Annotated in this window: 17 protein-coding genes; 9 read left to right on the top strand and 8 right to left on the bottom strand. The window is 67.6% G+C overall.

All coding sequences use genetic code 11. The annotated features are described in order from the left end of the window. Positions 1–9: 9 nt before the first annotated feature. The 3 genes from NDR87_RS23360 to NDR87_RS23350 form a co-directional block, all read right to left on the bottom strand. Positions 10–327 carry a PE family protein gene (locus tag NDR87_RS23360; RefSeq protein WP_251915364.1) on the bottom strand — a complete coding sequence of 106 codons (318 nt, stop codon included), beginning with the start codon at positions 325–327 and terminating at the stop codon, positions 10–12. 169 nt (positions 328–496) lie between these two features. Then, on the bottom strand, positions 497–838 hold the full coding sequence (locus NDR87_RS23355) for a metallopeptidase family protein (RefSeq protein WP_286013975.1): 342 nt from the start codon (positions 836–838) through the stop codon (positions 497–499). Between the two features lie 17 nt (positions 839–855). Beyond that, complete coding sequence (locus NDR87_RS23350; protein ID WP_251915360.1) at positions 856–1965, bottom strand: septum formation family protein; 1110 nt, start codon at positions 1963–1965, stop codon at positions 856–858. A gap of 89 nt (positions 1966–2054) precedes the next feature. On the opposite strand from NDR87_RS23350, the gene serS reads away from it, so the two are divergent. The 5 genes from serS to NDR87_RS23325 all read left to right on the top strand — a co-directional run bounded on the left by serS (position 2055) and on the right by NDR87_RS23325 (position 7986). After that, positions 2055–3317 (top strand): serine--tRNA ligase, encoded by a 1263-nt coding sequence (gene serS, locus NDR87_RS23345; protein WP_251915358.1) that lies wholly within the window; start codon positions 2055–2057, stop codon positions 3315–3317. A 147-nt stretch (positions 3318–3464) separates the two neighbouring features. Then, positions 3465–5312: a bifunctional diguanylate cyclase/phosphodiesterase gene (locus NDR87_RS23340; protein ID WP_251915356.1), complete on the top strand. Its 1848-nt coding sequence runs from the start codon at positions 3465–3467 to the stop codon at positions 5310–5312. A gap of 72 nt (positions 5313–5384) precedes the next feature. Next, positions 5385–6410 (top strand): Gfo/Idh/MocA family oxidoreductase, encoded by a 1026-nt coding sequence (locus NDR87_RS23335; RefSeq protein ID WP_251915354.1) that lies wholly within the window; start codon positions 5385–5387, stop codon positions 6408–6410. A 60-nt stretch (positions 6411–6470) separates the two neighbouring features. Continuing rightward, positions 6471–7457, top strand: a complete 987-nt coding sequence (locus tag NDR87_RS23330; RefSeq protein ID WP_251915352.1) for a MauE/DoxX family redox-associated membrane protein — start codon at positions 6471–6473, stop codon at positions 7455–7457. A gap of 190 nt (positions 7458–7647) precedes the next feature. After that, positions 7648–7986 carry a calmodulin gene (locus NDR87_RS23325; protein WP_251915350.1) on the top strand — a complete coding sequence of 113 codons (339 nt, stop codon included), beginning with the start codon at positions 7648–7650 and terminating at the stop codon, positions 7984–7986. On the opposite strand, the gene NDR87_RS23320 is transcribed toward NDR87_RS23325, so the two are convergent. Further along, positions 7983–9524, bottom strand: a complete 1542-nt coding sequence (locus NDR87_RS23320) for a Rieske 2Fe-2S domain-containing protein (protein ID WP_251915348.1) — start codon at positions 9522–9524, stop codon at positions 7983–7985. The two genes, NDR87_RS23325 and NDR87_RS23320, sit on opposite strands and share 4 nt — an antisense overlap. Positions 9525–9568: 44 nt before the next feature. Next, on the bottom strand, positions 9569–10393 hold the full coding sequence (locus NDR87_RS23315; protein WP_251915347.1) for a hypothetical protein: 825 nt from the start codon (positions 10391–10393) through the stop codon (positions 9569–9571). Between the two features lie 135 nt (positions 10394–10528). Between NDR87_RS23315 and NDR87_RS23310 the strand changes: the two genes are divergently transcribed. From NDR87_RS23310 to NDR87_RS23300, 4 genes are all read left to right on the top strand, one after another. Next, positions 10529–11299, top strand: coding sequence for a lysophospholipid acyltransferase family protein (locus NDR87_RS23310; RefSeq protein WP_251915345.1), 771 nt, complete (start codon positions 10529–10531; stop codon positions 11297–11299). A 26-nt stretch (positions 11300–11325) separates the two neighbouring features. After that, positions 11326–12105 carry a 1-acyl-sn-glycerol-3-phosphate acyltransferase gene (locus NDR87_RS23305; RefSeq protein ID WP_251915343.1) on the top strand — a complete coding sequence of 260 codons (780 nt, stop codon included), beginning with the start codon at positions 11326–11328 and terminating at the stop codon, positions 12103–12105. A gap of 98 nt (positions 12106–12203) precedes the next feature. Beyond that, positions 12204–12335 (top strand): hypothetical protein, encoded by a 132-nt coding sequence (locus tag NDR87_RS37440; protein ID WP_286013957.1) that lies wholly within the window; start codon positions 12204–12206, stop codon positions 12333–12335. Positions 12336–12452: 117 nt separating this feature from the next. After that, entirely contained in the window at positions 12453–13463 is a 1011-nt protein-coding gene (locus tag NDR87_RS23300) for an agmatine/peptidylarginine deiminase (RefSeq protein WP_251915341.1), read from the top strand. A 1-nt stretch (position 13464) separates the two neighbouring features. Here the strand turns inward: NDR87_RS23300 and NDR87_RS23295 are convergent, their stop codons facing one another. Genes NDR87_RS23295 through NDR87_RS23285 form a run of 3 tightly spaced genes read right to left on the bottom strand, consistent with a single transcriptional unit; the run spans position 13465 to position 17491 of the window. Next, on the bottom strand, positions 13465–14124 hold the full coding sequence (locus tag NDR87_RS23295) for a hypothetical protein (protein WP_251915339.1): 660 nt from the start codon (positions 14122–14124) through the stop codon (positions 13465–13467). Beyond that, positions 14121–15788: an ABC transporter family substrate-binding protein gene (locus NDR87_RS23290; RefSeq protein WP_251915337.1), complete on the bottom strand. Its 1668-nt coding sequence runs from the start codon at positions 15786–15788 to the stop codon at positions 14121–14123. The genes NDR87_RS23295 and NDR87_RS23290 overlap by 4 nt, the downstream gene beginning before the upstream one ends. 26 nt (positions 15789–15814) lie before the next feature. Beyond that, complete coding sequence (locus NDR87_RS23285; RefSeq protein ID WP_251915335.1) at positions 15815–17491, bottom strand: ABC transporter family substrate-binding protein; 1677 nt, start codon at positions 17489–17491, stop codon at positions 15815–15817. Between the last annotated feature and the right edge of the window lie 24 nt (positions 17492–17515).

Raw genomic sequence — 17515 nt, 5'->3', positions numbered from 1 at the left:
TCGGGCGGACTACAGTCCGCCGCCGCTGATAGTGACACCGGCGGCATTGCCGAGATCGCCGGCAATGAACGAGGCCACCTGCTGCCGCAGTGTCATGGCGGCGTGGTTCAACTCCAGGATTCCCTGGGCAACCGCCCGATCATGGCTTACCGCAGCCTGATTGAAGTGATTGGCGGCGAGCAGGGAAACCTCCTCGGCGCCGGACGGGAGCACATGGGTCGCCGGACCGCTCAGGCCCGCGGCGGCGGCCAGACGCTCGGCCAGCAGATCGAGTTCCGCAGCGGCCGCGAGGACGACTTCGGGCGCTACATTCGTGAAGCCAACCATTACTCGAACTCCTTCTAGTGGCGGCTGAAGCTCAGTCGGGCCGACGTACGTCTGCCCTTCGGTGGAACCACGAGAATTCCCCCTACGAGTAGATTGGACGCGAGGGCAGCCGATCCGGTTCCCTCACACCCAAAGTTTCTTCCGGCTTGACCCGCTGCGCGGGTCAAGACTAGCCCCATCCCAGCTCATGCAGGCGGTCTTCGTCAATCCCGAAGTAGTGAGCAATCTCATGGATCACGGTGATCGCGACCTCCTCGACCACCTCGTCCTCGCTGTCGCACATCTCGAGAATGGCGTCGCGATAGATCGTGACCGTATCGGGAAGCGCTCCGCCGTAATGGCTATCGATTCGCTCGGTGAGGGCGATGCCCTGATAAAGCCCGAGCAACTGCGGATCCTCGGAGTTGCGGGGTTCGATCAACACCACCACGTTGTCGATGGCCCGCGCCAATTCCGGCGGAATCATATCCAACGCGTCGGCGACGAGTTCCTCGAATCGAGCCTCCGACATGCGAACCGACACGGCGACTACCGCGGCGGCGCGGCGCCCGGCAGCGGGGCCGGAGTGGAACGCCCGGAGTTGGGCGGCGGCACCGGGGCCTGGCCGTCGATCAGGATGTCGCCCTTGGCCGAACCGGTGATCGTCGCGAACCCATCCTGAGAACCCTTGCCCACCAGGCAGTTCAGCTTCTTGCTGCCGACCAGCCAGCTGCGCGCGTCAAGGTTGTCCCAGAAGATGGTGAGCGTCTTGTTGATCAGCGCGTCCTGGCCGCCCAGATAGTCGCCCGCCGCCCGCGCGCATTCGTCCTGCATGAACTTGTCCTGGTCGCCGTTGTTCGGCGGGCCGCCGGTGAAGTGCGCGCCCAGGTCGACCACCGACATGACCTCGTAGGCATGCGGTTTCGCGCAGTCGACCGGTTCGTTGGTGGGCAGGCTCTGGTTGATGCCGACGCACGTACCCGGATCGAAGGTCCGCGACTGATCGCTGTCGCGGACCCGGCCGACGGTCTGCTGGGTCGCGTTGCCGGTCGCGCTGACCAGTTGCAGCCCACATCGGATGGTGCGGTCGCCGTTGCGCCAGCCCGGTTCGCCCGGGTTGATCATGCCCACCACGAATCGGCCGCGCGGGTCGAGCCGCCCGCCAAGGTAGGCCGCCGCCGCGGGCGTGCAGTGCTCGTCGCGCAGTTCGGCGAAGCGCAGCGAGTCGGGGAAGCGGGAGCCCGGCCCGAATTCGCGGCCCGGATACGCGCTCAGGTCGATATCCGCAGTGACCTCGAACAGGTGCTTGTCCGCGCAGTTGACCTTGTTCAGATCCAGCGTCTTGGGATTGCTCCAGGTCAGGCAGTCACCCGAGCGCGCGGTGCCGAAGGCGGAGTTGGCCCGCCCGGTCGGCGGCGGCCCGCCCGGATCGTGCGCCTCGAGCCCGTTCTTGCTGCGGAAGCCGGATATGGACAGCGTCACCAGCGCCGCGACCACCGCACCGATGGCCACGGCCAGCAGACCCCAGCGCAGCTTGTGCGCGGGCAGGTGGACCCGCCCGGCCGGGCCGCGCGGGGTCGGGGACGTCGGCGAATCGGGACCGGCCGGTGGCTCGGTTCCGGATTCGGGCTCCTGGGACGGCACATCGTGGGAGGACATCGCGCTCCATGATGGCAGCGCGCGGCGGGCGCCGCCACGATCGGATCCGGATCGCCGGACGGCGAGCCCGGGTAATAGGCTGGCTGCTCGTGATCGACCTGCGATTCCTGCGCGAGAACCCGGACGCCGTGCGTGCCTCCCAGCGAGCCCGCGGCGAGGACCCGGCCCTGGTGGACGCCCTGCTGGCGGCCGACGAGGCGCGCCGCGCCGCGGTGGCGACCGCCGACAACCTGCGCGCCGCTCAGAAGGAGCTGGGCAAGCGGGTCGGCAAGGCGTCCCCGGACGAGCGGCCCGCGCTGCTGGCGCAGGGGCGGGAGCTCTCGGCCCAGGTGAAGGAGGCCGAGGCCGCCGAGGGCGTCGCCGACGCCGAACTCGACGCCGCGCACCGCGCCATCTCCAATGTGGTGCAGCAGGGCGCGCCCGCGGGCGGCGAGGACGATTACGTCGTGCTCGAAACGGTGGGCACGCCGCGGCAGTTCGACTTCGAGCCGAAGGACCACCTGGAACTGGGCGAGGCGCTGGGCCTGGTGGATATGGAGCGCGGCGCCAAGGTGTCCGGCTCGCGGTTCTACTTCCTGACCGGCTACGGCGCGCTGCTGCAGCTGGGCCTGCTGCAGCTGGCCGCGCAGCGCGCGGTGGCCAACGGATTCACCATGATGATCCCGCCGGTGCTGGTGCGCCCGGAGATCATGGCGGGCACCGGATTCCTGGGCCAGCACGCCGCCGAGGTCTACCACCTCGCCGACGACGATCTGTATCTGGTCGGCACCTCGGAGGTGCCGCTGGCCGGTTACCACTCCGGGGAGATCCTCGATCTGAGTGCGGGACCCAAGCGGTACGCGGGCTGGTCGTCGTGCTTCCGGCGCGAGGCGGGCAGCTACGGCAAGGACACCCGCGGCATCATCCGCGTGCACCAGTTCGACAAGGTCGAGATGTTCGTCTACTGCAGGCCCGAGGACGCCGATGCCGAGCATCGACGGCTGCTGGACTGGGAGAAGGACATGCTCGCCGCGCTCGAGGTGCCGTACCGGGTGATCGATGTGGCCGCGGGCGATCTGGGCAGCTCGGCCGCCCGCAAATTCGATTGCGAGGCTTGGGTACCCAGCCAGCAGACCTACCGTGAGCTCACCTCGACCTCGAATTGCACCACCTTCCAGGCCCGCCGGCTGTCGGTGCGCTATCGCGACGAGAACGGCAAGCCGCAGATCGCCGCCACCCTCAACGGCACGCTGGCGACCACGCGCTGGCTGGTCGCGCTGTGGGAGAACCATCAGCAGGCCGACGGTTCGGTGCGGGTGCCCGCCGCACTCGTCCCATTCGTCGGGCGTGAGGTCCTGGAACCGTTGCGGTAACTGATAATTCGCGAGCAATCCGGTCGCTACGGACATAGCGACCATGCGGCGGCCGGTGCGCTGCCGAGCAGGCGAATCCGCGACTTTGCCGGTCGATTCCTGCGGATGTGACTACTGCTCAGGTCGGTTGGCTCTAGGCTATGCACCGTGCGAGGAATCGGGTCTCGCGGCGATACCCGCACGCGAGTGCGGGCCGCATCGGCGCTGGCGACGGCAATGGTCATGGCACGAACCACCGGAGCGTTCTACGTCATGGGTGGTGTGCTGGGCCTGCTCATCACTGCCGTCGCCCCGGGCAACGAGGGTAATCGCCCGCTGGTCGGCATCGCCGCCGCGACGGCACTGGTACTGGGCATCAGCCTGCTGATCTGGGGTCCGCGGCTGCCGCATTCGATTCACCACGGGTACGTCGCCGTCGCCACCGTGCTGGTGACCGTTGCGGTGCACTGGTTTCCGAATACCGTCGGCGCGATCAGCCTGGCGGCGTTCTACGTGTTCATCGCCTGCGATGCCGCGATCTTCTTTGCCTGGCAATGGGTTGCGGCGCATGTGGCGTTCGCGGTGGTGCTGTGCTTATGGGTGGTGCCCTCGCGCGGACTGCCGTGGTGGTCGGGCATGATTCCGGCCGGGGTGACCGTGGGCGTGGGCATCGTGGTCGGCATCCTGACCCGGATGGCCTCCGACGCCGATATCGATGTGCTCACCGGATTGCTGAACCGGCGCGGCTTCGATCGGGCGCTCAACGGCGCGATCGCGCACGCCACCCGGACCGGACAGGGGCTGGCGCTGGTGCTCGTCGATCTCGATCGCTTCCAGAAGATCAACGACCATCTCGGTCATCGCGCGGGTGACGCGGTGCTGCAGCGGGTGGCCGACGCCTGGCAGAAACTGCTCCAGCCCGATCAGCGTCTGGCCCGCTACGGCGGCGACGCGTTCGCACTGCTGTTGCCCAACACCACCGAACAGGCCGCGATTCTGCTCACCGAGCAACTGCGGGCCGCGGTCACCACGGGCTGTTCGGCGGGTGTCACCTCGTGGCAGCCGGGCGAGTCGGGCTCCCTGCTGGTGAGCCGCGCCGACGTGGGCCTGTATCGAGCCAAGCAGGCCGGACGCAATCGGACGGTGCTGGAGTCCTCGCGGCAGCTGCCGCTGGCCGTGGAGCTGCGCGAGGCGATCGACAGCGGCGCTTTGGACGTGCACTATCAGCCCATCGTGAGCCTGAGCGAGGGCGGCGCCAAGGCCGTCGGCGTGGAGGCCCTGCTGCGCTGGTCGTCCAGCGCCCAACCGGATGTCACCACCGAGGGGCTGATTCGGGTCGCCGAGGAGTACGACCTCATTTCCGATCTGGACGAGCTCGTGCTGCGGCGCGCCTGCGCCGACGCCGCGCGCCTGCAGGAGACCTTCGCCCAGCTCGATCTCACGCTCAACGTAAATGTGAGCGGCCTCGAACTGGCCGAATCCGATTACGCCGAGCGGGTTTCCGGCATCCTGGCCGATACCGGCTGGCCCGCCGAGCAATTGGTGCTGGAGGTGACCGAGAGCGAGCTGGCCGCCGAATCCCAGACCGCCATCGGCAATCTGAACAAGCTGCGCGAGCGCGGTGTGCGAATCGCCATCGACGACTTCGGCACCGGCTACTCCTCGCTGAGCCGCCTGGCCACCATCCCCAGCGACATCCTCAAGGTCGATCAGTCCTTCGTCGCGGCCATCCGCTCCGATTCCCCGGCTCCGCCGCTGCTCGGAGTCATCGCGGCGCTGAGTAAATCGCTGGACCTGCAGGTCATCGCCGAGGGCGTGGAGACCGAATATCAGGCGGCGGTGCTCACCGAGCTCGGCTTCGCCCTCGCCCAGGGCTACCACTACAGCGATTCGCATCCGGTCTCGGCGTTGATCAGCGACCTCAACGAGTCGCGCGGGCTGGTCGGCGCGGGTGCTCCGGAGCGGGAGTACTCCGGCAACGGCTGGATTCCGATGGACGATCCGGGCCGCAACTGACCCACCCCGAAGGTCCGCGAGCTACCGGATGAGAATGTTTTCGGTAGCCGATCAGCGGGCAGAAAGGGTGATATGTCAACGCTCAACGTCGCCGTCCTCGGGTACGGGCTGGCGGGCTCGGTCTTTCACGCGCCGCTGATCGCCGCCGAGCCGCGCATGCGGGTCGCGGCCGTGGTGACCTCCTCGGCGGAGCGGGCGGACCAGGCCCGTCGCGAGCATCCCGGCGTACGCGTTCTCGCCTCGGCCGACGAACTGTTCGCCGATCCCACCGGCATCGATCTCGCGGTCGTCGCGACGCCGAATCGCACCCATGTCCCGCTGGCGGAACAGGCGCTGGCGGCCGGGCTGCCGGTGGTGGTGGACAAGCCGTTCGCGCTGACGGCCGCCGAGGGGGAGCGGGTGATCGCCGCGGCGCGACGGGCCGGGCTGGCGCTGAGCGTATTCCAGAACCGCCGCTGGGACAGCGACTTCCGCACCATTCGCCGGTTGATCGGCGATGGCGAGCTGGGCGAGGTGCGTCGCTTCGAATCCCGCTTCGAGCGCTGGCGGCCGGTGAGCAAGGGCGGCTGGCGTGAGGTCGGCGACGCGGCCGAGGGCGCGGGCATCCTCTACGACCTGGGCAGCCACCTGGTCGACCAGGCGTTACACCTGTTCGGTCCGGTCACCGAGGTCTACGGCGAACTGGACTCCCGCCGCGCGGAGGTGCGCGCGGACGACGACGCGTTCCTGGCGCTCACCCACGCCTCGGGCGTGCGCTCGCACCTGTGGATGAGCGCCGTCGCTCCCCAACTGGGACCGCGGTTCCGCGTGCTGGGCGCCGAAAGCGGCTACCTCTGCTACGGCCTGGACCCACAGGAGGCCGCCCTGCGCTCGGGCCGCCGCCCCGACGACGGAAAGCCCTGGGGCACTGTCGAACCCGAGGCCTGGGGCCTGCTCGGCGTCGAAGGCGATACCCGGCAGATCCCCAGCGAGCCCGGTGACTATCCGGCGTTCTACGCGGGTATGGCCGATGCGCTGCTCGAGGGCGCGCCGGTGCCCGTGGATCCGGGCGATGCCGTTGCGGCGCTGCGAGTTCTGGAGCGCGCCCGGCAGGGGTGATCGCGAAAGTCGTGCCGCCGTTCCCCTTTCGGCGGCCGGGCGATGTGTCATCGTGCGGACATGCTGATCGAATACGGGGTGTGGGTGCTGCGATTGGCCCTGGCGGGCGTGTTCGGACTGTCGGCCTGGGGGAAGTGGGCGGATCGGAGCGGGACCGGGCAGGCGATGGCGGAGTTCGGGGTGCCGGTGCGATGGGCGCCGGTGGCGGCTCGGGTGCTGCCGGTGGTCGAGGCGGTGCTCGCGGTCGGGCTGCTGTTGCCCCGGGCAGGGGTGGGAGCGGGGGTGCTCGCGCTGGTGTTGTTGCTGGTGTTCACTGCCGCGGTGGGGCGATTGCTGCGGCGTGGGAAGCATCCCGCCTGCTCCTGTTTCGGGGCGATGAGCGCGCCGATCGGCGGGCGGACGCTGATTCGAAACGGGGTGCTGATCGCCATGGCCGTGCTCGTGACGGCGGGATCGATCGGGTATCCCCGGGTGCCGCTGGGCCTTTCGGTCGAGCGCGCGGTCGGCACGGCGGTCGCGGCCGGGCTCGCGGCGCTGGTGGTGCTGCTGTTCGGCGAGGTGCGGGCGCTGCGGCGGCGGGTGGACGAGCAGGCGCTGTCCACGCTCGGCGCGGAGGGGCTGCCGGTGGGGGCGGTGGCGCCGGAATTCGAATTGCTCGACACCCGGGGCGGCCGGGTCTCGTTGGAAACGTTGCAGCGCAACGGTCGTCAGCTGCTGCTGGTCTTCGTGCATCCGGCGTGTGAGATGTGTGCGGCGCTGGCGCGGGAGTTGCCGCGCTGGCGGGTACGGGCACAGAGGGCGCTCACGATCGCGGTCGTGGGCAACGGTGCGGTCGACGAGTATGCGGAGTGGGGGCGCAGGCAGGGGCTGGGGGAGATTCCGGTGCTGGTTCAGCAGGGTAACGAGGCGGCGCTGCGGTATCGGGTGCGCGGCACGCCCTCGGGGGTGCTGATCGATGCCGAGGGGCGGGTGGCGGCGCCGGTCGCCCGCGGGGCCATGGCGATCCGGGAGCTGATCGGGCGGGCCGAAGCCGTTGCGCGGCAGTGACCGCCGCCGGAATCAGGGTGCTTGTCCGGAAAAATCGGATGGTTCACCCGAACGTCCGTGTTATCCGTAAAGATACAGGTCGGTTCTCCAATTATGTTGCCGCGCAATCGTTTTCGGCGTCAAGGGTGATTGTCCGGATCTACCATCGATATGTCCCGTTCTCCCCCGCCGAATCATCGAGGTGAAAACCATGGCGGACTTCGCATTCACCGATTACTCCGGCAAGGAATTCGTCATCCGGCTGACCAATGAGCAGCGCATCGCCGAGGCGCGCCGCATCCTCTCCGGTGAGGAGCAGATGTCGGTGCACGTCATGGGCCGCATTCGCAAACAACGGGTCGACTACAACCCGGAATGGGACTTCCACCTCGATCCGGACACGATCACCTTCTTCACCGTGGCGATCGAGGTGTGCGATGCGAGCATCACCTATGTCGAGGACCACCTCGACGAGGCGTGCGGCGCCTTCCTGCCGGGCTGCTTCTGGTGCCCGTGGTCGTCGAAGCTCACCCGCGAGCTCACCGCTTAGAGCTTGCGCGCCCGCAACTCATGACCCTTGGAGGTCTTGCAGCGTCCGCTCTCCAGATCCCACTGCCAGCCGTGCAGATTGCAGGTGAGCGTGGTGCCTTCCACCACACCGAATTTGGACAGGTCGGCCTTGAGATGCGGGCAGCGGCGCTGCACCTCCCAGCCCGCGAGTTCGGTGGAGGCCGAATCGTCGTGCGCCTCGGCGAACCAGCCGTCGGCATAGGCGATGCGCTCGTCGGTCAGGCATTTGAAGAAGGTGTAGAGGAATTCGTTGTAGCCGCCGATCCGCCAGGCCTGGAAGCGGGTGGACAGGAAGATGGTGTTCACCCAGTCGGGTTCGTTGTCCCGCAATACGGTTCGAACCAGCTGGGGATCGATGCGGAAACCGTAGCGGTATTTGCCCTCACCGTCGATCGGGCCGCGGACCACGCGCTTGGGGAAGTCCAGCACCACGGTCTCCTCGCCGAGCACCAGCCCGACCGGATAGCCGATGCCGTCGCAGATCAGATCGCTCTGCGCCATGATCGGCTCGAACAGCTCCTTGAGCTGCGGCAGCAGCGGACCGTCCGCCGTTGCCCAGGAGGCCTTCTCGGCCGCGAGCACCGGGGCCATCCGCTGCGCCATATCCTCGATGTAGGCGGCCTTGTCGTTCCAGATCTCGGCCGGATCGAACGGGTGCGACAGCTCCAGTTCGCGCCCACGCACATCGGCGACCGAGCCCGGAATCATCAGCACCCCGCCCTCGTGACCGTTGCGGCGCATCTCCTCGAGGAACACCATCTGGTCGGGAAAGATATTGCCCGTCTCCGCGCCGTCGCCGGTGTCGTTGAGATAGCGCAGCTCATCGTCCAGGAAGACGGGCGGACCGGCCGAGGGCACCACCCAGGTCGCGCCGACCTGATCGATGTAGCTGCGCGCCCGGTCCATGCCGCGCTGGCGCTTCTGCTTGCCGAAGTTGGCCTTGGTGCGGTTCGGGATGTCGTAGACCATCGGGTACCAGATGGCGCCCGAGTACTGCAACAGGTGGATGTCGATGTGGCCGAACGCCTCGTGCAGTACGTCCATGTCGACCGGGCGCGCGTCGTTCATGTTGAAGCACACGGTCTCGCCGTCCGAGACGACCAAGCCCGAGTCGCCGATCGGGCCGTCGGCGGGAGCGCGCAGCGCGATGATCATGATGTCCAGCTCGCCGCCCGGACCGGTGACGGTGTGCTTGACCGAGTCCTCGGTCTCGACGAACTTGTGGAAGCCCAGCTTCTCCAGCTCGCGCTTCAGGTCCGGCACCGGATAGTCGGGCAGCAGGACCGTGGCGTCCTTGTTCACGTGCTCGGCGAGATTCTTCGCGTCGAAGTGGTCGCGGTGCAGATGCGAGACGTAGAGGAAATCGCAGTCGCCCAGCTCGTCCCAGTCCAGCCCGGTGTTGTCCGGAAACGGGAACCACGAGCCGAAGTACGCCGGGTTGACCCAGGGATCGCAGAGGATCGTCCCGGCCGCGGTGCGGATGTGGAATCCGGCGTGTCCGACGCTGGTGATCTGCACGAAGAAGCCCTTCCTGAACCGTTGCCAGCCACCCAGGGTAGCGGTTAGGCGGAAACGTCGCCGATGCAGTAACCCCGCTCGCCCGACTTCAGCGTGAAGGTCCGCTCGCGTTGCGCGCCGGACGCCCCGGTGACCGGGACCGACACCGTCGTGTAGTCGCCGCGCAGCGGCTGCGAGGTGAGCGAATCGTCGACGAACGAGCGCACCGGGCCGAGTTTGCCGGGCGCGCTCGCCAGCGGTGCGGCCGCGGTGCGACCGGCGCCGGTGGGATCCCAGCCGACGCCCGCCGCGCAGACCAGCGGATGGGTGGTCTCCTTGTCCGCCGGATCGATCGGATTACCGGTGAGCCGGGCCAGATAGCGGCGCACGGTATGCCGGGCGTCGGCGTCGTCGAAGACCTCCGCGCCGGTGGGGACGACGCGCGGGCAGGCGTAGCCGGTCGCGATATCGGTGCGCTGGGCGACGACACTGACCCCCGCGCGCGGGTTCTGCCACACGATCCGGGTGCCGTCGTCCACCCCGACCTGGCGCAGGGCGTCGAGGATCGCCTGCTTGTCGGCGTACATGGAGTCCACATTGCGCGGCGCCATGGTCCAGCAGCGCTTCTGCAGGGTCTGCGGTGACGCCGACTGCAGATCCATCGCCCAGCGGGTCAGCGCGTCGGCGGCCGCCGGGTCGGGTGTCGCCAGCGCGACGGTGACCGAGGAGTAGCCCGGTGCGGTGCCCGGCGAGGGTACGGCCGCCGCGATGGAGGTGGCGGTGTGCGGGCGGGTGTCCCGCGGTCGCTGCGGTGAGTCGGATCCCTCGATGCCGACCACGGAATCACATCCCGTCAGCAGGCCGACGCTCAGCAGTGCGACAGCGCCCACCAGGGCGGTACGGGTGAATTGTGCACTGTGCCTAAAAGATTCCCGCACTGCCGGTCGGGGGCGTTCCACTGCGTCGGACCTCTTTCGTATGCAGTACTCGGTACCGGGTGTGACAGCGACTACGCTACCGAAATTGTGGAACCCGTCTACCGGACGATCATCGGCCTGGCCCGCACGGTCTTTTTTGTCCAGGGCCTGAAATTCGACGTCAAGGGGGATGAGCACATCCCCGCCGAGGGTGGCGCGGTCATCGCCATCAACCACACCGGGTACATGGACTTCACCTATGCCGGGCTGCCCGCGCGCACGCCCAAGCGGTACATCCGGTTCATGGCCAAGAAGGAGGTCTTCGACGACAAGATCTCGGGGCCGATCATGCGCGCCCTCAAGCACATCCCGGTGGATCGGTCGGCGGGTGCGGATTCGTACCAGGCGGCGGTCGAGTATCTGCGCCGCGGTGAGCTGGTCGGGGTCTATCCGGAGGCCACCATCAGCCGCAGCTTCGAGATCAAGGAATTCAAGTCGGGAGCGGCGCGGATGGCCATCGAGGCCGGGGTGCCGATCGTTCCGATGGCGATCTGGGGCGCGCAGCGGGTGTGGACGAAGGGACATCCGAAGCGCCTGGGACGCACGAACACTCCCATTTCGATCGTGGTCGGCGAGCCGATCCAGCCGCCCGTCGTCGATTCGGGCAATATCGCCGAGCCCGCGGCGGAGCTGACCCGCAAGCTGCGATCGGTGATGCAGGATCTGCTGCTGGAGGCGCAGAAGGACTACGTGCACGAGCCCGGCGCGTATTGGGTTCCGGCCCGCCTGGGCGGGGGTGCGCCCACACTGGAAGAGGCCGATGCGATGGATGCGGCCGAGGCCGCGGAGAAGGCGGCCAAGCGTAAGGCGGCCGAATGAGCCGTGAGTAGGGGAGTCTCGAGGGTATGGCGCGTGAACCGGTCTTCGATGTCCTGACCGGCCTGGTCAAAACGATCTTCAAGGTGCAGGGCCTGCGGATCGATATCGAGGGGCAGGAACATATTCCGCGCCGCGGCGGGGCCGTGCTGGCCGTGAATCACACGGCCTATCTGGATTTCATGGAAGTCGGTCTGGTGGGCCGCAATTCGGGCCGCAATGTCCGCTACATGATGAAGGCCGAGCTCGAACACGGCATCGTCGGCTGGTTGATGAAGCGCTGCAAGGCGATCGGCGTCGACCGCACCGCCGGGGCGCGGTCCTTCGAACGGGCGGTAGCGGCGCTGCGCGACGGTGAAATCGTGGTCGTCTATCCGGAGGCCACCATCAGCCGCAGCTTCGAGCTGAAGGAATTCAAATCCGGCGCCGCCCGGATGGCGCTCGCTGCCGACGTTCCGATCGTCCCCATGATCATCTGGGGCGCGCAGCGCATCTGGACCAAGGACATCCCGAAACAGCTGGGCCGCCACCGCTTTCCGATCAACATCCGCATCGGCGAACCCCTCCACCCGCACGGCCCCGCCGACGCCCTCACCGCCGAATTGCGCCTGAGCATGGAACAACTGCTGCACCGCGCCCAGCAGAACTACGAGATGCCGCCCGGTGCGCGCTGGGTCCCCGCCCGGCTCGGCGGCACCGCACCCACCCTCGAACAGGCCGCGGTCATCGAACAGCAGGAGCTGGCCCGCCGCCGCGCCGCGGCCCAGCGCCGCGCCGAACAGCGGAACCGCCGCGCCGCGGACGAATAGCGGCCGCCGCGCGCAGGGTCGCGTCGAGATAGACCAGCAAGACCCCAGGAACACGCGCCGCCGCCCCGTATCGGTCGCCCAGCCGTCCGATCACCGGCGTGAGGACGGCGCTGACCAGCAGCGGCGCGCTCAGCACCGTCCGGTCGCGGCTGCTGGCCGACGATCCGGCCGCGGAGTTCGAATGGGCGCTGCGCAGCCTCCTGGACGGTGTGCTCGGACCGGAGGTCTGACCGGTGGATCTGCTGGTCAGGCGTCCGTTTCCGACACGCCGCCCGGCACGCCCGGGTGACCAGCAGACACACACCCCTCCCAGCGTGTCGCGCCGGGACTAGATACCGTTCGGAATCATGACGCGCTATGTGATGCCGGCGGAATCCGCTCCACATGCCCGAACCTGGCTGGCCTGGCCCGCCAAGGAATCGGTGTGGGAGGAACTGCTGCCGGATGCGCGTGCCGACGTCACCCGATTGGCCCGCGCGATCGCCGAGCGGGAGCCGGTCACCATGATCGCGCGCCGCGAGCATGTGGAGGACGCGCAGCGGGCCTGCGGGCCGGAGGTGGAGGTGGTCGCCGCGCCGCTGGACGATCTGTGGATCCGCGATACGGGCCCGACCTTCGTCCTCGATGCCGACGGCATGCCGGTCGGACTCGACCTCAATTTCAATGGCTGGGGGCAGAAGGCCGAGTACCACATGGACGCCAAGGTGGCCCGAAAGGTCCTGGAAATCGCGGGAATCGAGCGGATGATGGCGCCGATCGTGGCCGAGGGCGGCGCGATCGAGGTCGACGGCGCGGGCACCATGCTCGCGACCGAGAGTTCGCTGATCAACCCGAACCGCAATCCGGACCTGCGACACGAGGACATCGAGCGGGCGGTGGCCGATCTGCTCGGCATCGGCAAGGTGGTCTGGCTGCAGGGCGTCGCCGACGAGGATGTGACCGACTGCCACGTGGACGCCGTCGCCCGCTTCGCCCGCCCCGGCGTCATCCTGCTGGACTGGCCGGTCGATCCGGACCCCGCCGACGTCTTCGCTCGCGCGGCCACCCGGGCCCGCTCCCGGCTGGCCGAGGCCACCGACGCCGCGGGCCGCCACTTCGAGATAGTCGAACTGCCCCAGCCGAATCGAGCCGATATGTCCGGCACCCGCGGCCCCGACTTCCTCTACTCCTACGCCAACTTCTATGTCGGCAACGACGCCGTCTACCTACAGGCCTACGGCGACCGCCGCAGCGACGACCGCGCCGCCGGCATCGTCGCCGACGTCTTCCCCGGCCGCGAGGTGGTGCCCGTGGAATACAACGCGGTCGCCGAGGGCGGCGGCGGCATCCACTGCTCCACCCAGCAGCAACCGGCGTAGCTCAGCTCGGATCGGATCCGCGGATCGCGGCGAACCACACCGCCGCACCCGCGAAAACGGTAGTGGCACAGGCGAATGCCGCCAACCCACCGCCGACCACATACACCCAGAACACCCCCGCGAACGGCGCGGCCACGGCCGACTGCGCATCCAGCAGCAGCCGCCGCCCCACCCGCGCGGCCCGCACCGCTTGCGCGCCCCCCTCCGGATCCACCCGCGTCGGATTGTCCACCAGCCGCCCCACCGGCTCCGAATCACGCGGCGCCCCCGATGGATACAGCCGCCGCCCACCGACGCGCACGGCGCCGCCCCCGAATTCGGCCTCCGCCTCCGCCAGCGTCACCAGCGCGGGATCGAAATACACCGGCAGCCAACGGTTCCGTCCGCCCACCCGAAACTCCAGCCAGGACCGGCTGACCAGCCGATACTGCTGCCGCACCCGCCTGCACCGCACCACCCCCGGCGGCACGGCCCGCCCGCGCACCACCCCGTATGCCACCGCGAACCGAACCGCCGTGTACGCCACGATGATCAGCGCCACCGTCCCCACCAGGCTCACCTGCTCCAGACCGCCGAACGGCGCCCAGGCGAGGCAGATCGCCAGGGCGCCGATGGTGGTGAGAGCCGGGTAGGCCAGGGGGTGGCCCGCACCGGGGGTCACTTGGCGAAGCCGACCTTCGTGTAATCGGGAGAAGCCAGGCCGAAGGAGCCCCAGTTCGCGACCTCCTCGCGCTGCGCGGTCAGGCCCGCGGACTGCACGATCGGCAGCGAGAAGACCTCATCGAAGATCATTTTGTCGCATTGATTGGCCATCTCGATGGCCTTCTTGGGATCCAGCTCCGACAGGGTCCGATCGATCAGGGCGTTGAGCTCGGGTGTGCCGATCCGGCCCTTGTTGCCCTGCATATTGTTCGGATCGAAGTAGTAGATCTGGCGCAGTGCCCCCAGCGGGAGCACGCTACCGCTCCAGCTGAACTGCGCGATATCGAAGTTGCCCGGATCGATCACGTCGGTGAAGAGCCCATTGCCCGGATAGGTCTGGATTTCGACCTTCACCCCGATCTTCGCGAGGTTCTGCTGCAGGACCTGTGCGGTCTGCACCCATGTTTCCTGCTGGTACATGACATCGCGGAGCACGAGTCTGCGGCCGTCCTTCTCGCGGACATCACCGTTGAGCTTCCAGCCCAGCTCGTCCAGTTCCTTCGCGGCCTGGTCGGGGTTGTACGCCACGGACGCGGCATTGTCCTGGTAACCCTGCTGACCGATGCCGAAGATGTGGTTGTTCAACGGCTTCGGGTCCTCGACGACGCCGTGCTGATTGGTGGTGGCGATCGCTTCGCGGTCGATGCCCTTCGCGATCGCTCGACGCACCGCGGGGTCGGCGAGGATCGAACCCGGTGCGCCGTTGAAGGTGAAATGCGAATAGGCGGGCGAGGGTGTGCGGCGAACCTTGATGCCGGGGACACCCGACGCGCTGGTGAGCTCGTCGAGGCCGGAGATGCCGACCGTATCGATTTCGTTGTTCTGCAGGGCCTGGATGCGGGCGGAGTAATCCAGCACGCTGAATGTCACCGTGTCGAGCTTCGGCGTCTCGCCCCACCATTTCGGATTGCGCCCCAGGACGATTCGGTTCTGCGTCCGATCGATCGTGGTGATCATGAACGGACCGGCGCTCACCGGCATTCCACTGCGGTACAGATCCGAGAATGCCTTCGGGTCGGCGGTCGCCGCCTTCGGATACAGGGTGCCGAACTGCCCCTTCCATTCCGCGTAGTGCTGTTTGAATGTCACGATGGCCTGGCGGTCGTCGACGCCGCGCTCGACCTTCTCGACCCGATCGAATCCCAGCGGAGCGCTGATCAGGAACTCCTTGTTCCTTCCGCTCAGCGCCGCGGCTTGGGAGGCCATGTCCTCCCACGTGATCGGGCTGCCGTCGGACCAGACCGCCTTCGGATTGATCGTGTAGGTGACCTGCTGCGGGTCCTTGTTCGTCAGCTGGATATCGGTGAAATAGTTGTGGTCGATGGTGAGTTCTCCGGCCGCATTCGACTGGAACGCACTCGGTATCGTCCACGCCACCACGTCCCCGGCGTCTTGGTCGGAGTCCACGTGCAGGGTATTGAAGGTTTCGGGGAACGACGTGATCGCAAGCCGCAGATTCCCGCCGTCGCGCACCTCGTCACGCGGCTTGGGATTTATGTCGTTGGTCGTGCCCACCTTGTTGCTGCCCGCCTCCGGGCCGCCGCCGGAACCACACCCCGACAAGACCAAACCCAGGGCGACCATCGGGATCGCGGCACGAATCACTGTCGAACGAATCCGCATGGATCGCTCCTTCCGTCGAGCGGGGGTTATTTGAGGAAGCCGACCTTCGTCCAGTCCAGGGTGGCCAGACCACGGGCGCCGTAGTTGGCGATCGTGTCCTTGACCGCGACGATTCCCGGCGACTGCAGCAGCGGCAGCGAATGGCCCTCCTCCCAGATCTTGCGATCGACCTGGTTTGCCAGCTCGATGGCCTTCTTCGGATCCAGTTCGGAGATCGTCTGCTCGATCAGGGCATTCAGTTCGGGCGAGCCGATCCGGCCGTAGTTGCCCTGCAGATCGTTCGGATCGTAGCCCCAGATCTGCGGCATGCCGTTCAACGGGAACGCGTCACCCACCCAGGTCCACTGCCCGACATCGAAATTGCCCGGCTGAATCCAGTCGCGGAAGAATCCGGTGCCCGGCTTGGTCTCGATATTCAGCTTCACACCGACGCGTGCCAGGTTCTGCTGCATGATCTGGGCCATCTGCACCCAGACGTCCTGTTGGTACATCACGTCGCGGATCTCCAGCTTGCGGCCGTCCTTTTCCCGGACGTCACCGTTGAGCTTCCACCCCAGGGCGTCGAGTTCCCGCGCGGCGGCGTCGGGATCGTAGGGCAGGCTGTTGTCCTGGAAGCCGGTCTGACCCTCGAGGTAGATGTGGTTGTTCAGGGGATGGGGGTTGGCTACGAGCCCGTTGTGGATGGCGGTGGCGATGCCCTGCCGGTCGATGGCCTTCATGATCGCCACGCGCAGTTTCGGATCGGACAGAATGGATCCGGGTGCACCGTTGAAAGTGAGGTGTGACCACTGGGTGGCCGGGGTGCGGCGAATGGCCACTCCGGCAATGCCCTCGACGGTCTTCAGCTGGTCACGGTTGCTCACTCCGGCAGCATCGAGCTCGTTGTTCTGCAGGGCGGGAATGTCCGCGGCAACGTCTTGGACGCTGAACGTAATGGTGTCCAATTTAGGTGTGGCCCCCCACCATTTCGGGTTGCGCCCCAATACGATCCGCCCCTGCGTGCGGTCGATGGACTGGATCTGGAACGGCCCCGCCGTCACGGGCAGCCCATCGACGAGGCTCTTGTTGAACGCCTCCGGAGTGCCGGTCACCGACTTCGGATAAAGCATGCCGTTACCGGCGAACTGCGCCTTCCACTCCGCGAAATGCTTGCTGAAGGTGATGACGGCCTGCCGATCGTCGACCCCCCGCTCGACCTTCTCCACACGGTCGAATCCGACCGTACCGGCGATCAGGAACGCCTTGTCGCGCCCGCTCATGGCCGCCGCTTCCGACGCGATGTCCTCCCAGGTGATCGGGGTGCCGTCGGACCAGACCGCCTTGGGGTTGATGGTGTAGGTGACCTGCTGCGGATCGGTTTTCGTCAGTTCGACGCTGGTGAAGTAGTCGGTGTTGACCGTGGTGTTGCCCGCCGCGTCGATCCGGAAGGCCTGCGGCAGCATCGCCCGTGCCATGCTCGCGACCGGGGCCTCGTTTCCGTCGACCATGAGCGTGTTCCAGTTGACGGGAAATCCCGACACCGACAGCCGCAGATTCCCCCCGTCCCGCAGATCGGCGACGTCGTGCGGATTGATGTCGTTGGTCGTTCCGACCGCGGCCGTTCCGGTCCCGCCCCCGTCGTCGGATCCGGCGCATCCGGACAGGGCCAAACCCAGTGCGACCACGGGGATTACGGCCCGGGTAACTGTCGAACGAATCCGCATGGATCGCTCCTTCCGTCGGGGGAG

It is taken from the genome of Nocardia sp. CDC159, assembly GCF_023740735.1.
GTDB classification, from domain to species: Bacteria; Actinomycetota; Actinomycetes; order Mycobacteriales; family Mycobacteriaceae; genus Nocardia; species Nocardia pulmonis.
This window is presented reverse-complemented; position numbering and strand designations above follow the sequence as displayed.